The organism is Brevibacterium sp. FME37 (assembly GCF_014897485.1).
GTDB lineage: Bacteria > Actinomycetota > Actinomycetes > Actinomycetales > Brevibacteriaceae > Brevibacterium.
Genome location: NZ_JABUYE010000020.1, coordinates 1 through 14,739, shown reverse-complemented (window position 1 = coordinate 14,739; position 14,739 = coordinate 1). Strand labels below are relative to the sequence as shown.

Genomic DNA, 14,739 nt, shown 5'->3' with positions numbered 1-14,739 from the left:
CATTGTCGAATGTGCAGACTTCATCCGGTGTATGAAGACACCGAATACACCTTGACCGCTCCTGCCTCGTTGCCCTTCAGCAACAGGTGCGCTGCGTACCAACTGCCTTCTTCGTCCGGGTCGATTGTCTCGCCTGGCCCTTTCAGTCCGCAGATGACGTCGCCGGCTTTGATGGAATCGGCGCCGAAACCGCCGATTCCTTCCATCAGGCCAACACCATTGCTCATGGTGTAGTCCCCGTATTCCTCGTCCACGACTCCGATGAGTTCGCAGGTATCGACTTCGGTCCCGTCCTGGAGAGCCACGTTGCGGTAGGTCAGCGGTGGGTTCGCAGACGCATCCCCGATGACAATATCCAGGTCTCGCATGACCTCATCAGTGGCCATCGCACCGGCAGTGCCATCGTCGCCTTTCGCGGCCGCATCGACGAACTTCTGAACTGCTTCGACCTCCGGCACCCGGACAGTTTCTCCATCGGCGGTGAACAACGCATCTTGAGGGTCGTATCCGCCCTTCGACCATGCGAAGCGGAGTTCCGCTTCGCCTGTGCGCTCTGCGGCGTTGTATTCCTCGTCGCCGTAGACGGCTATATTGCTCACCGTCGCTGTCATATAGGGGCCGGTGAGGTCGATCGCGGAGACGATGCTGCGGTTGAAGTCGGCAAGCTGTTGGAAGTCCGAGTCCTCGCTCCACGGTTCGATCGAGGTGACGAGGTTCAACTTCTGGTCATAGACACCGACCGAATCCGTCACCCAGTTCCCACCCGGATAGCAGACGAAGTCGATAGCCACCATCGGCTTCGGTGTGGCCACCGACGTTGTCACGTCATTGATGGCGATCGATGACCCGTAGTCTCCTTCTGCGGTTTTGCCGTCTGCGAATGCCTGCTTCGCTCCCTCGGCCATAGTTAAGTCTGCACAGGCAGGAGGGACCTCCAGCTTCGCGTTCCGGATGTCGTCCTCCGACGGAAGCTTCGGTGCCGGCAGCGCCGAGATGCTCTCATCGAATCCCTTGTCCGCCGTAACGGATTCGTCGTCCGAGGAATCCGTGAAATCGAACGAGCTCACTGCGCCCTCATGCTGGATGCGCAGCTGACTGCCGGTGACGGCGAATCCGTCGGTCGGTGCGGACACTGCCCACAGCTGGTCACCGGTCGAGACATCGAGGCCTTTGACCCCGCCCGAGGTTCCGATGATGAGAACACCATCGACGGCTGTCCACGACGGGGTGACGCGTTTGTCACCGAGTCCGGTCACCTCGGCGGCGGAGGGATCGAGGTCCTGCGTCCACAGGACGCTGTCGGAATCGACGGCGGCAAGAGTATGACCATCGGAGACCACCCACGGTCCGGTCTCCCCCGCCTGGGGACCGGCGATCATCGAGACATGGGCCTCAGGTCCGAGATTCAGACCGTCATAGGTCTGATCGTCCGGCCCGGTCACTGCTCCTTCATCTTCGATGTCGAGAGGAACCCTCGATGATGCGGGATGGGGGTCGACATCGGCCTTGCTCTCAGCTGTCGTCATCGACCCGTCGCTGAGTGCGACCGCTCGGTCCCCGCACTGGACAGCCTCGCCGGAGACGCGGCATGCGGTGGGAGTGCCGGCCAGTTTCTCCTCGTCGTCGGAGGTGTCGTCGGAAGCGTCCGGGCCGAGCGCCTCGTCCAGCGGCGCGGTCTCGCCGGTGTCGATGTCCTGGTGCGGGATCGACACCGTCCAGGCGGGCTTTTCATCGTCACCCACTTGGGTAAGAATCGAGGTGGTTGACCCGATGAACCGCAGGATCTCTGGGGAGGTCTCACCGGCTTCGGCAGAGGCAGTCAGCGGGGCGCCGTTGAGGCGCATGTCCGCACTCAGACCGCTGAAGTCCATGACATCGGATTGGCTGGGAGTCTGAGCGTAGTCGGGTTCCGGATCGCCGAAGGGGTTGTACCCGGAGAAGAAGGCGAAGGAGCCTCCAGCGATGAGTGCCACGACCGCAACTGCGGCAATGCCGAGCAGGACGGGTTTGGATTTCGATTTCTTCGTCGCGCCCTGCTCGGACGAGGGCGGCTGTGATTCATAGGAATTCGGGTGGTCGCTCATACTCAGTGAATCTAGCAGGAAGCCCTGACGCGACTACACGAACTGTAGTGGATCACCGAAATGTTGTCAGATCGCAATTGTGGTCAACGATTGGGAGGAGCACACGTCCTCATCGACTCGATGGCACTGGGCTGCCTGACGCACCTACGAACTCACGGATCGCGGGCAGCTCGCGGCGGGCCTGGGACAGTCCCATGCGATGAGCAGCGGCGAGGCGTGAAAGGTCACGGGTGCCATTGTCGACCGGCATCCGCTCAGGAGCGAAGACGTGTGCCTTTCCCTCCGCTTCGAGAGCGAAGATCCGTTCGCGCGTCTCGTTGTACCGTGCCCACCGGGTCAACAGCGCCTCCGCCAATGCGGGATACCGACGGAAGATGCTCCGGTAGACTGCGGAGAAGCGCTGCGGCGCCTTTCGATACGAGCGCTCCTGCGTGAGCACGATGACGAACTTTTCGAAGCCCTCTATCTGTGCCTGACTCAGAGCGATTCCGCCGTCCTCGCCCATCGCCCCGTCGACGTACACATGCCCGTCTAAGTGGACCGGCGGCATCAGCCCAGGCATCGTCGAGGAGGCGCGTACACGGACCATCAGATCCTCGATCTCAGGAGTGTCTTTCCGCGACCAGACAACATCATCACCGGATACCGCATCGAACGCGACAATCCTCATGTCTGCAGGACTCGATTGAAATGACTCCCAGTCGAACGGCAGCGCCTCGTCGGGGCCGCCCGCCTGCTGGTAGATGTACTCCGCGTTGAACATGCCCTGCCCACGAGCGAAATAGCGCAGGCCGCCGAACTGTTCATCGGCGGCGAACTCGACGAATGACCGACGAGCGCGTCGCGCGTCACCGGACAAGTAGTTCACCGCATTTGAGGCCCCGGCGCTGATACCCGCGACCCAGTCGAAATCCAAGCCAGCTTCGAGCAGCGTGACGACCATCCCGCTCGTCAGCGACGCCCGCATGCCACCGCCCTCGAAGATCAGAGCTGTATCGCCGATCCGAGTCGTGTCCGCCGCTGTCGTCACCTGACTTGCACCTTTCATAATCGTCATCCTAAAGAAGGCTACCCGATGGTAATTGACCGGCACCCAAAGACGGCGGAGTCACCGCCAAGACAAGAGCATCGATGTCAGTCAGCACTGACCCCGAGATCCCGGTCGACCACATCGACCTCGGCCTCGCCGATGCCCACTTCCAGGATCAGGAGATGACCACAGTGGTGCTGCGAACCCTCAACAGAACGGCGAGTTCCAACCCGGCAGCCTTCCGCCGCGGGCTCGCTCATGAGCCGGCGACCGGAACTGCTGACTTCGTGGGCTCGAGCCGACATCATCGAAGACCGTGACACGGTGCTGGACCGTGACAAGCTGCTGGAGTGAGCGGAATTCTGGACAACCTCACTGATCAGCCGTCCTCGGCCAGCGCCTCATAGGCGGGACGGAGCACCTCGGCGAGGGGCTGCTTGCGCACCGTGACGTCGATTGGCGGCACCTGTTCGAGTACGGAGACCGCCGTCCCGAGCGGTCGTGGCGGGACGATCTGAGCAGGTTGGAAGTAGAACGCGTCGAGGAGCTCGGTCAAGGGCACCGGGGCGGAGTTCTCCGCCGTCGACCCGGTGTGCAGGTGCTCGAGAAGGTCCTCGCGTTCGCGTCCTCGCCAGGCGAGGATCCGAAACGGGTCCTCATCGAACTGTTCGGCGAGCAGATAGACCACGGCCGCGACATGCTTGCACGGCACCGCAGAGTCCGGACAGGAGCAGTCGAGAGTGAGCTCGCCCTTGATCGGGAACAAGGTCAGGCCCACATCGTCGAAGAGCTTCTCGATGTCGGCGGGCATCTGCCCTGACAGCAGTTGAGCGACGAACCAGGCGTCCTCGTTCATCCTCTCCTCGATGCTCGCCCATTCGGCCTTGCCGTAGGCGCGCAGTCCGATGCGCACGCGGTAGGGACGAGCCCGCGAGCCCTGCACAGTCGCATTCACCAGACCGGCATCGAGGTCGATATCGAGAACCTGACCTCGACGGGCATAGTTACGGCCACGGGTCAGCCGAGTGCCCATTCCCATGCCTTCGAGGACGGTGATGAACCGTGTCGACCACCAGGCCTGGGCCATCGAACCGCGTTTCGATTTCGCACGGATGCCGCCGTCGACCGTGCGCGGCTTCGAAGGCGGATAGAACCGGGACCCGAATGACTTACTCACCGACGGCATCCTTCGACAAGGTGAGAAGGTCGTGCAGACTGTCCGTCGACATCTCGGTCAACCATGACTCTCCCTCACCGACAACCATATCGGCCAACTCCTTCTTCTCCTCGAGAATTGCGTCGATCCTCTCCTCCAAGGTACCGATGCCGATGAACTTGCGCACTTGCACCCGGCGTTTCTGCCCGATTCGGAACGCTCGGTCCGTGGCTTGGCTCTCCACAGCCGGGTTCCACCAGCGGTCGAGGTGGACGACTTGGTTGGCAGCGGTGAGATTGAGCCCGGTGCCTCCGGCTTTGAGGGAGAGCACAAAGATCTTCGGACCGTCCGGTTCCTGGAAGTCTTTGACGATTTGGGTGCGACGCTGCTTCGAGGTGCTTCCGGCGAGATAGGCGACATCGGTGTCGAACTTGGCCGCAAGGTGAGGCACGAGCATCTCCCCGAAGTCGGTGAACTGGGTGAAGCACAGCACCCGATCCCCCTCCGCCAGGGTCTCGGACATGATCTCTTCGAACCTCTCGAGTTTGCCCGACCTCTGTCCGATCGCCGAACCGTCGTGGAGGAGATGGGCAGGATGGTTGCAGACCTGTTTGAGTTTCGTCATTGCCGCCAGCACCAGTCCACGTCTCTCGATACCGCTCGATTCCTCGATGCGCCCCATCATCTCGGCGACGACGGATTGGTACAGCGAGGCTTGTTCGACCGTGAGGCGGTAGTGCTGTTTGATCTCGATCTTCTCCGGCAGATCGTCGATGATCCGCGGATCAGTCTTCGTCCGTCGCAAGATATAGGGCCGAGTGATCCGACGCAGGCGGTGCGCTCGCTCCTCGTCGGCCCTCACCTCGATCGGACGGACGAATCGTTCGCGGAACTTCTCCGGGGTGCCAAGCATTCCCGGGTTGACGAAGTCCATGATCGACCACAGTTCGCTCAACCGGTTCTCCACCGGGGTGCCGGTCAGCGCGATCTTCTGTCCCCCGTTCAGACGCCGGATGGCCTTGGTGGTCTGGGAGAGGCGGTTCTTGATCACTTGTGCTTCGTCGAGGACGACGCGTACCCAGCCGATGCGTTCGAGTTCGGCGATGTCACGGGATGCGGTGGCGTAGGTGGTGATGACGAGGTCCGACTCGGCGAGAGCCGCATCAAATGCGTCCCCGCGGGGACGGGCCGACCCGTAGTAGACGAGGATGCGCAAGCTGGGGGCGAACCTGGCAACCTCGGCCTCCCAATTGCCGATCAGCGACATCGGGCACAGCAACAGAGTCGGGGCACTGGTCGCAGAATCAGGGTCAGCAACGGCGCTGGCGCGTGCGCGGGCGGTAGCCTCCAGGGCGAGCAGCTGCACGGTCTTGCCGAGACCCATGTCATCGGCGAGGACGGCGCCGATTCCCAGACGTCCGAGGAAGTCCAGCCAGCTCAATCCCCGAGCCTGATACGGGCGCAGTGTGGCCCGGAAGTCCTCAGGTGGGTCGACTGTCTCGATGGTCTGGGCCGCAGTGCCGTCGAGCAGGTCACCCAACCACCCGTCTGCCTCGACGGAGGTGATCTCCAAGGGCGTCTCGAGTTCCTCAGGATCGCCGAGGGCGAGCGTCATCACCTCGGAGATTGGCATCTGGCCCTCCTCATGGTTCTTGAGGAAGTCGAGTCCACGTCTGATTCGCTCTTGGTCGACGACAATCCACTGTCCCCGCATCTGCACCAAGGGTGCCTTGGCAAAGATGAGGGCCGCGATCTCGTCATCGCTGAGGCCGTGGTCCCCGACGGCGAGCGCCCAGTCGAAGCTGGCCAGCCCGTCCCTGCCGATCTTCGCTTCCTGTGGGTCGCCGTCTGTCGGTGTGGCATGGAGCTTGAGACCGACCTTGGGCGTCGTGCCCCACCAGGACGGCAGCTGCACCTCGACCCCCGCCTCGGCGAGTCCGGTCGCTGCAGTATTGAGGAAGTCGAAGGCCGCCGAGGTGGAGAGCTCAAGTTCCGTCGGTTCGGCCCTGCGCAGCCCCGCCTCGAGATCCGGGTATACCCGTTGAGCGCGAGCGAGTTCGGCCAGCAGCACCTCGCGGGGTTTGTCGAGCCACCTCGCCAGACTCCCATCGTCATCCCAGACTCGAAAGGCGTCGATGACGAGGCTCTGGTCGCTGCGTGAGCGCAGGAGGAAGTCGAGGTGCCAGCGAACTTCGGCAGCGTCCGATTCGGTGAGGGCGCCTCCTTCAGGTTCAGGATCACGCAGACGCAGGACCAACTGTGCCGGACCAGGTGACTCCGCTCCTTCGCGTACCCACGGGTCGAGTTCACGGATGAGTTCTTCCGCCGCGGCGGGGGCGATGTCGACACGTGCATCATCACCGGTCAGTGACTCGAACCACGTCTCGGCGGCGGGCAGAGTGGAGGGACGACGGCCCCGCCGAGGTGCCAGTAGGTTTGCGGGCAGGCGCCGGCGCACGAGGGCGTCGACGACGCCGTCCAAGAGTCCCAGGGTCAACTCGGCCTGCGGTGTCTCCGGTGCGGCGGCGCGAAAGGACGGCGGCATGGTCTGGACCAGACCGTGGTTCGTCACGGCGTCGGCACCGGTGGCGAACACCCGCCACCGGGCCTGCACCTCGGTGGTGGTGGTGTCATTGTCGTCTTCGTCGTCTCGGCCGACGATGACACAGGTGGGGAGCACGCGGGAACGATCCACGAGCATCTCGCCATGTCGGCGAAGTTCAGCAACATAATGAACGGAGGCGGCCGGTCGCACGTCGACCTCCGACTGATCCCCCAGGATCGAGTCGAGAACAGAGGACAGTTCGGAAGCGGGAATCCGCATCACGGGCACAGACCACGGCAGCAGAGACGGAGCCGAAGAGGACCGGCGCCGAGGCTGGATGCGCACCATCTCGGGTGGATCCAAGGGCGAGCGCTGCAGGGATGGAAGCAGGAGAGTCTGGGGCGTTCTGCGAGCCCCCTCTGAGCGCCCGAGAATGTCGGCGAGTGAGTCGGTGGGGACGGCGAAGGGGTGGTCGCGGACTTGGCGCACTGCTGCGCTGGGGCTCGAGACCGGGAGGGCGGAGTCCTCGGCCCACATGCCGATGTCGATTCCGTACTGGGCATCGGGCAGTGCACAAGCATGCAGAACGTACACTCTGACTCCTTCACACCTGGCTCACCGGTCGACGCATCTACGATACAGTCTGCCGAGCTCTCATCATGGACTTTGTCAGTGCCGGTGAGGGGCAGGTTACGATCGATGCTGCCACTTGTCGGCTCGCGTCACCTCAACAGTTCGAGATGGTCGGCGTCGAGAGCGATCCCGCTAGGCTGATGGACATGGCAATCGGTCGTGGCTTCAACGCTCTCTGGAGCACGAGCGCGCTATCGAACCTCGCCGACGGCCTCGCGTTCGTCTCAATGCCGCTGCTTGCAGCCTCGATGACGGATGATCCTCGCCTTGTAGCCGGATTGGCCACTCTCTATGCCGTGATCCGACTCGTGGCTGCTTTGCCGATCGGCGTCTGGGTCGACCGGTTTGATCGACGAACATTGATCGTCGCGGCCAACATTCTGCGAGGAGGTGCGCTGGCCGGATTCGCGCTGACCATCCAGTTCGGGGTCTCCTCCCTCATCGTGCTGTACTCGGCTATGGCCGTAGTCGCGGCTTTAGAAAGCGTTGCAGACAGCGCTGCAATAGCGATCCTGCCGTCGCTTGTCGGGACCCAACGACTGGAATCTGCGAACGGACGTATTGCAGCGACGCAGTTGATCGCCGATGAATTCGCTGGCCCTCCCCTGGGTGGATTCCTGTTCGCACTTGCGGCCTCAGTCCCCGCCTTTGCAATGGGCGGGCTCTGGGCGCTTGCGGGAGTCATCGCTCTTGCTCTGCCGACCCGGAGTCCGTCGACACTGTCCGCTGACGCACATTCCTCCCGACGGTCAGTCTTTGCTGAGGCTGTCGATGGCATTGCCTGGTTGCGACGCCACCATGTCGTCGGCGGCCTGGCCGTCATCGGAGCACTCGCAAGCATCGGCTACATGTTGCCGTTCTCGATCCTCGTTCTCTTCGCCCGGGAACGTCTCGGGCTGAACGGCACCGGTTACGGCCTGCTGCTCGCGTTCTCCGCCCTCGGAGGTCTCCTCGGTTCAATGCTTGCATCGCGCCTCCGCGCGCGTCTTGGGTCCAGATGGACGATTGTTGCCAGCCTCATCCTGGGAGCAGTTGCCCTCGGCGGCCTTGCGCTCACTCAGAATCCAATCGTCGCGGGCTTGCTGTTGGCGCTCTATATCCTGCACGCCGTCGTTTGGAACATCTGTTCGCTGTCGTTGCGGCAGCGACTCGTTCCAGACGACCTCCTCGGACGAGTCGGTGGGGCCACGCGAGTGCTCGGACTCTCTGGCCTGGCCGTCGGATCCGCGCTCGGTGGCATTCTGGCCGATTTCGACCTGAGGATTCCGATTGCTGCGGGAGGAGTGCTTTTCCTCGCGTGCTGCTTCGTTGCGGTGATCATGCTTCGAGGAGAGCTGGATTTGGGCATTCGACCAACAAGTGCACCGCGCGAATCTGGGGACTGATGCAAGAAGTGTCGCTTGCCGGGGTTGAATGTAGCAGTCGAATCTCTTAACTCTGCACTATTCAGACTGCTACACTTGGAATACAGTTTGGAGGCACACCATGACCGCACACGCATATGGGGCTCCGCAGAACCGTCAACTGCAGGCCCAGAACCTCGAATGGTCGCAGATCAACGTGGAGGGACTGAGCCCAGCCGAAGTTGAAAATGCCCTCGAGCTGTACCGGACCATCGTCCAGGAACAACTCGATGAGCGCTCCTCCCTGTCCAAACGTTTGGCCCATTCGTACCTGACAAGGACCATTCAGCTCATTCCCGAAGCCACCCAGAGGCAAGCGCAGCGCAGCGTGGCATTCCGGGCTCGGTTGCTTGAAGAGGAGGGCGTGGAGACTTACGAATCCCTGGCAACCTTGCGCGGATCTTCGCAGAGCACCGTTCGCACCTGGGTGGCACGGCAACGGGAGCAACTCCACATGTTCACCATCGACGTGGAGGGCAAGACGTTCATCCCAAAAGTCCAGCTGACCCATCGCGGGACGCTCAATGACAACGTCACCGCCCTGATTGCACCGCTGCTCAAAGTCGGCATAGGCAGCTGGGGACTATGGTCTTGGCTCACCGCACCCACTGGTCTGCTCAGTGATGAGATCCCAGCAAAGGTTGCGGAGACGAGCCCGAAGCGGGCAGTGAATGCTGCCGAGCTCTATGCAGAGGATTTGAGGGATGCGAAAGATCGGACCGCATGAGCCCGATCATTCTGCCGCCAGAGCGTCTCAGGTGCCCCGATCCCGCGAAGTGCCCCGTCGCTGTTGACGAACTCTGTGATGCTGTCGCGGCCGGCGCATTGCCATTGACGGTGTTGAAAGCCGATAGCGAGTGGTTCAGGGTGTTCAATACTGTGGACGGATACGCCACACCCAACCCGGGCAAAGGGAACTCTCGGTTCTCACCATTCAACGAAGCGGGGACCCAGGCACGCGTCCCCAGCATGTACCTCGCCGACACACTCGAGGCGGCCCTGCTCGAAACCAGTTTCCATGACGTCCCGATCCTGCCCCCGAGAGAAGTGAACGTCTCCACCCTCCTCGGCATGGCACACGCTCAAGTCAAACTTCCAACTGATCTCTCCGTCGTGGATTTGCGGGACCGGAGCCTGAAAGCCATGGGAATCGGCCGGGCTGGCCTCGCCTCGAGCCCGCGGGAGCACTACCCCTGTACGCGGCGAGTGGCCAAACGCATCCACACCTCAGGGCAGAACATTGCCGGTATTCTCTGGCACTCCCGGCAAACGGAGATCAATCAGCTCCCAGCAGCGGAAGTGCTTGTGCTCTTCGCCGATCGAGTGCCGACTGACCGCGGAGACTGGCAGCTCGTGCCCAACTTCTCGTCCATGGGGGCACTCCTAGAAGGGTCTGGGTGGTTGCTTGTCGATCGGCTGGCGGACTCACTGGGCGTGACTCTCGTTGACGAGCTCACCTGAGGCGCGCAGTGTCGAGAAGCTGGGACGGCAGGTCTTTGACGGCCTTTCCAATTTCGATCGGACGGACTCCTATCGCGTCGCAGAGCATGCCGTCTTGAGGATCGCGGCTCATAATGAGACCTCATCTCGAGACGCAGTCACAGCAGCTTCCTTCTTCAGCCCCTCGCGAGGAATCATGTCGACTGCGCAGCCGAGGATCTCCTCGGCTCGGCTCCTCATCCGCATGAGCTTGAAGAGACCGACAGAATCATCCAGATCTACAAGCAGATCGATGTCGCTGTCCGGTCGGTCGTCTCCGCGAGCAACACTGCCGAACACGGACATGTTCGTGGCGCTAAGTCGTGCAAGCGCTTTAATCAGCTCGCGAGAGTGAGAGCGAACAAGGCGAAGTGTCTCCGGTTCCGGTATAGCGGCAAGGCTGTACCCTGCCATATTGAGAAGAAGATTCAGCGCTGCCACCGACGGTTCTCGATTGCCACGCTCGTAAGCACTGATGAAACTTTGAGAGAAACCGGCGCGCCGAGAAAGCACACTTTGAGTCAGCACTGCGTCCTTCCGCGCTTGACGGAGAATGGCGCCTGTAGTGCTTATATGCTCATATTATCGCGCATCCGCTGTATTTGAACGATTTAGGGTGGCCGCGGCATTCGCGCCCTTACCCCAACCTGTCCCAGGCCATCCGTTGCCTCAGCGCCGGTGCCAGCACCAAAGCAGCGATAACACTGCCGACCAGCAGCACCCACGCCCCGAAATACGTGAACAGCTTGAGCTCCGGTGCCAGCTGCGGACCGAAGTTCGCGGCCATGAGGATCACGCCGCCGAGGATGAGTGCCGTGGACACGATCACCTGGATGAACTGTTCGACCGTGGATTTGAGCAGGTTCTTGATCATCGAAATGTTCAAACCACTTGTGCCGACGTCGAGGGTACCGTCCTGCAGATGGCCGGCAATCCGTGAGAGCTGACCAGGCAGCTCCGCGATCTGTGGACCCACTGCGGCCGCGTAGAGGGCTGCCTCGTGCCGGTCGACGCCCAGTCCCCCGACCTCACGCAGCAGGCTGCGCCCATTCTGCGTGACCAGGGCCAGCAGGTTCAATTCGGGATTGAGCCTTGTGATCGACCCTTCCAAAGTGCTGATGGCTCGGAAAGCGGTCGCCACCGACACCGGCATCGGGAACCCGAAGTCCACGACGAAGTCGATGAGCTCCCCGAACAGAGCCGCCGAGGTTGACCCGGGCTGACCGTCACCGTATTTGAGCAGAATCTGTCCGATCTCACGCTGCAGCTCCCGGAGATTGACGTCACTGGGAGTGCCGAGGAGGTCGAGGATTGCGGCAGTCGCGGCCTGGGAGTTCTGGGAGTCGAAGGCCATGAGCAGCAGAGCGATGGCGCGACGGTCTCGTTTGTCGATGCGGCCGACGGCGCCGAAGTCGACGAGGCCTGCTCGGCCTGCTGGTGAGATGACGATGTTGCCCGCGTGCAAATCTGCGTGAAAGATGCCTTTGCCCAGCACCTGCCGAACAACCATGAGGAAGAGGTCCTGGGCGATCTCATTGCGGGCCAGTTCGGAGAGGCTGTCGATGACCTCGGTGGCGTGCGAGAGAGGAACGCCTTCAATGAGATCCATGACGAGGACGTACTCACCGGAGTACTCCTTGTACACCCGCGGGATGCGCACCATGGAGTCTGTCCCTGAGGTGGATCGACCAGTCTCGTCGGCAGTGCGAAGTGCTTCGATGTGCGCCAGCTCCCCGCGGTAGTCGAGTTCTCCCTGCAGGGAATCGACGAAGCTGCGGGCCAGCTTCCCGATGCCGACCCTACTCGCCCAATCGGTGGACCGTTCGAGGCGCTCGGCGAGGGTGAGGACGATATCGCAATCGGCTCGAACCTGTTTGCGGATTTTCGGTCGTTGCACTTTCACGGCAACAACGCGGCCTTCCCAGGTGACGGCACGGTGGACCTGCGCAACCGAAGCTGCGGCGAAGGGGACCTCGTCGAACTCTTCGAACACCTCGGCGACGGGCCTGCCCCACTGGGCTTCGAGCTGGTCCTTGACCTCTCTGAACGGCACCGGCGGCACTCCGGCCTGCAGGGTAGAGAACTCCTCGACGAATTCGTGCGGGATCATGTCACCGCGGGTGGCGATGAACTGTCCGAGCTTGATGAAGGTGACACCGGCCGCGGCCAACGCATCACGGGTCGTCGAGGCGATCTCGCGCAGGGATACCCGCAGGGTCGGGATCCGCGGTTTGAGGTAGCGGGAGAGCCCGAATTGGATGAGGATCTTCTGGATCTGAGCCAAACGATTGAGCCTGCGATACCAGGTGGGGATCTTCGGCGCCGATCGCAGCAGCGAGGTCAGGGACCCAGTAGGGAGGACGAGCTCGATGGCCAGGAGCACGAACATCTGGATGACGATGAACCAGGCGAACAGCAGCAGGAAGACCATGATGGCTGGGAAGCTCATATCCAAGGTCGGATACTGGCCGCCCTCGGCGATGCCCAGCAGACGATAGGCCTGGAGTGTGATCGGCCAGATCGAGAGCCCCATGGCGAGGGAGACAATGGTGTTGCGTGCTGCCCCAGTACCGGTGAACATCATCCGCCGGACAAGGAAGCCGACGATGAGTGCGTTGATGAGGCCCAAACCGATGGAATAGAGGATCGTCACCCGTCAAGCCTTTCTGTCGTTCGATCAGATGCGCGCGGATTTCACACTGCGGTGTCCGCTGCGCGCCTCCACCAGCCTAGTTGATCCGGAGGGCATGGAGTTTGAGAGTTCGCAGTACATCGGGGAGCCAGAGAACTGGCCCCGAGTCCTACGTCAAGGCCGGTCAGTTGGCGCTCCAACGCTGCGGCAGCGCGACTCTAGATGTACTGGCTGGGGAGGTTAGTTAACCACCGAATCCGGCGCATGCTATGCCACTGGCACCTTCGCAGCGTTCACAGACACAAAGTCGTGAGCAGCAACAAGGGCACGCAGGTCACAGTCCAGCCCCTTTATATCTCTAAGGACAGCACGGCATCCCGCAGTCGACCATCCTCTCGCGAAAGGCCACCAATGACCTCGGCAAGTCTCACCTCGGTCTGCACCATTCGACTAGTGCCGCCCCGCTCAGCGTCTCGAAGAGAGACGAACACCCGAGAATAGTCAGGGTCGTCAATTGGGTCTGCCACTCGCTCGTTCTTTACGGCGGCGGTGGGTCCGAACTCAAGGCGGAAGGCCGGCTGTGCATCAGCACGTTGCAGCTCGACGGACCACTCCCACTGTCCAACGAGCTTGGTCACGACCTTTTCAATTCGCCCTTTGTTGACCGCCCCATTGACCTGCTCCACGAGGACGGATCGCGCGAAGCGCCGCAAGCCATCCTTGACTGCGGCCAGCGTGGTACGGCTATCTTCGAATTGTCGCCGAGCATGCTCGGCCACTAGCTCTGCAAACTCCTGCGTTACCCGGTCCCGCGGCCGATACCCATACCGTGCAGATTCGCCGGTCTCGCACATGGCTTTGATGAAGGAAACTTGATCGTCGACGTCCACTGCCGCTGGGCCTTTCACGAAGTATTGAATCATCTGTCGGATGAAGAAGAGCTGGTCTGGATGTTGCCGACACCACGACCCATCGCGTTCCACGTGGGCTTGCAGGTCGGAAAGAACGTCGGCATAAGTGACGATGCTGGCTTGTTCCCAGCCGTCTCGTTGCCGGTGGGCTTCATGGCGATGGCAGAGCAGAACAACGGCTGTTGCCCTGCCGTCCGTGGCCCCGTGGGCGAGATACCGGCGGTAGTCATGGCCGTGTCCATCCGAGGTACCGTAATTCTCGATGACGATCGCCGCATCAGACCTCGAAAGAACGATGTCGGCAATATCCATGCCAGCCCCGTCAGCGATGTCTTCATCCCCTAGGGTGTTGACTTCCTGGATTACGCGATAACCGCTGGGCGGCAACTGCGCGTCGTCCCGTAACTGGTCATTGACCCTCGCGAGGAAAGCGCGCTGGAATACGTCTCCAAGTTCATGAGTGGTATCGGTGGCCAACAGCCAGGCAAAAATGTTCGACAGTTGCTTTTCGTGCGTGCCGTGGTGCATCACTCGAAAGATATTGAACTGCTCGGCTAAGCTCCGAGAGAGTCCCGGCAGGAGCTTCGTGACAAGGTCGTTCATGTCCGTTGAGAGTCGGGCCATAGCCCAATACTAAGCCACAGGTGATGCCTGTGTGGACCGTTGACATCTGGGCACTATCGGCAAAGTCGCTAGGCAAGAGATTTCACTGTCAAGGTAACCCGCCTGTATAGAAGTCCAAAGATAAACAGCGGCGCTCGTAGGAATGGAGGTTGCCAACCTCTGCATCAGTTCCGGTCGGTGGCCCAACCCCTACGTGTCAGGCTGGAGCGGGACCACGGTGACAGAGCAAATCAGTCCGACCA

11 protein-coding genes are annotated in these 14,739 nt (G+C 61.7%); 4 read left to right on the top strand and 7 right to left on the bottom strand.

What is annotated here, in order from left to right; translation table 11 throughout:
* Positions 1–20: 20 nt before the first annotated feature.
* Both INT29_RS17945 and INT29_RS17940 read right to left on the bottom strand, forming a co-directional pair.
* Positions 21–2,084, bottom strand: coding sequence for a hypothetical protein (locus INT29_RS17945; RefSeq protein ID WP_009884113.1), 2,064 nt, complete (start codon positions 2,082–2,084; stop codon positions 21–23).
* A 109-nt stretch (positions 2,085–2,193) separates the two neighbouring features.
* Positions 2,194–3,132, bottom strand: coding sequence for a patatin family protein (locus INT29_RS17940; protein ID WP_009884114.1), 939 nt, complete (start codon positions 3,130–3,132; stop codon positions 2,194–2,196).
* 83 nt (positions 3,133–3,215) lie between these two features.
* On the opposite strand from INT29_RS17940, the gene INT29_RS17935 reads away from it, so the two are divergent.
* Positions 3,216–3,434 carry a hypothetical protein gene (locus INT29_RS17935; RefSeq protein WP_009884115.1) on the top strand — a complete coding sequence of 73 codons (219 nt, stop codon included), beginning with the start codon at positions 3,216–3,218 and terminating at the stop codon, positions 3,432–3,434.
* A 59-nt stretch (positions 3,435–3,493) separates the two neighbouring features.
* Here INT29_RS17935 and INT29_RS17930 read toward each other — a convergent pair whose 3' ends face one another.
* Positions 3,494–4,300: an SWIM zinc finger family protein gene (locus INT29_RS17930; protein WP_035279148.1), complete on the bottom strand. Its 807-nt coding sequence runs from the start codon at positions 4,298–4,300 to the stop codon at positions 3,494–3,496.
* Positions 4,284–7,409: a DEAD/DEAH box helicase gene (locus INT29_RS17925; RefSeq protein ID WP_193072713.1), complete on the bottom strand. Its 3,126-nt coding sequence runs from the start codon at positions 7,407–7,409 to the stop codon at positions 4,284–4,286. The genes INT29_RS17930 and INT29_RS17925 overlap by 17 nt, the downstream gene beginning before the upstream one ends.
* A 185-nt stretch (positions 7,410–7,594) precedes the next feature.
* Here INT29_RS17925 and INT29_RS17920 point away from each other — a divergent pair, with 185 nt between their 5' ends.
* From INT29_RS17920 to INT29_RS17910, 3 genes are all read left to right on the top strand, one after another.
* Positions 7,595–8,833 (top strand): MFS transporter, encoded by a 1,239-nt coding sequence (locus INT29_RS17920; RefSeq protein WP_035279151.1) that lies wholly within the window; start codon positions 7,595–7,597, stop codon positions 8,831–8,833.
* A 100-nt stretch (positions 8,834–8,933) separates the two neighbouring features.
* Complete coding sequence (locus INT29_RS17915; protein ID WP_009884119.1) at positions 8,934–9,578, top strand: hypothetical protein; 645 nt, start codon at positions 8,934–8,936, stop codon at positions 9,576–9,578.
* Positions 9,575–10,312: an RES family NAD+ phosphorylase gene (locus INT29_RS17910; RefSeq protein WP_009884120.1), complete on the top strand. Its 738-nt coding sequence runs from the start codon at positions 9,575–9,577 to the stop codon at positions 10,310–10,312. The genes INT29_RS17915 and INT29_RS17910 overlap by 4 nt, the downstream gene beginning before the upstream one ends.
* A gap of 108 nt (positions 10,313–10,420) precedes the next feature.
* Here INT29_RS17910 and INT29_RS17905 read toward each other — a convergent pair whose 3' ends face one another.
* From INT29_RS17905 to INT29_RS17895, 3 genes are all read right to left on the bottom strand, one after another.
* Entirely contained in the window at positions 10,421–10,885 is a 465-nt protein-coding gene (locus INT29_RS17905) for an XRE family transcriptional regulator (RefSeq protein WP_257944362.1), read from the bottom strand.
* Between the two features lie 82 nt (positions 10,886–10,967).
* On the bottom strand, positions 10,968–12,983 hold the full coding sequence (locus INT29_RS17900; protein ID WP_193072711.1) for an ABC1 kinase family protein: 2,016 nt from the start codon (positions 12,981–12,983) through the stop codon (positions 10,968–10,970).
* 329 nt (positions 12,984–13,312) lie between these two features.
* Complete coding sequence (locus tag INT29_RS17895; protein WP_101584565.1) at positions 13,313–14,497, bottom strand: PD-(D/E)XK nuclease family protein; 1,185 nt, start codon at positions 14,495–14,497, stop codon at positions 13,313–13,315.
* Between the last annotated feature and the right edge of the window lie 242 nt (positions 14,498–14,739).

Bases quoted from the DNA above. Each gene is read 5' to 3' on its own strand.
- INT29_RS17945 (WP_009884113.1), bottom strand. From the start codon at position 2,084: ATGAGCGACCACCCGAATTCCTATGAATCACAGCCGCCCTCGTCCGAG.
- INT29_RS17940 (WP_009884114.1), bottom strand. From the start codon at position 3,132: ATGAAAGGTGCAAGTCAGGTGACGACAGCGGCGGACACGACTCGGATC.
- INT29_RS17935 (WP_009884115.1), top strand. From the start codon at position 3,216: ATGTCAGTCAGCACTGACCCCGAGATCCCGGTCGACCACATCGACCTC.
- INT29_RS17930 (WP_035279148.1), bottom strand. From the start codon at position 4,300: ATGCCGTCGGTGAGTAAGTCATTCGGGTCCCGGTTCTATCCGCCTTCG.
- INT29_RS17920 (WP_035279151.1), top strand. From the start codon at position 7,595: ATGGCAATCGGTCGTGGCTTCAACGCTCTCTGGAGCACGAGCGCGCTA.
- INT29_RS17915 (WP_009884119.1), top strand. From the start codon at position 8,934: ATGACCGCACACGCATATGGGGCTCCGCAGAACCGTCAACTGCAGGCC.
- INT29_RS17910 (WP_009884120.1), top strand. From the start codon at position 9,575: ATGAGCCCGATCATTCTGCCGCCAGAGCGTCTCAGGTGCCCCGATCCC.
- INT29_RS17895 (WP_101584565.1), bottom strand. From the start codon at position 14,497: ATGGCCCGACTCTCAACGGACATGAACGACCTTGTCACGAAGCTCCTG.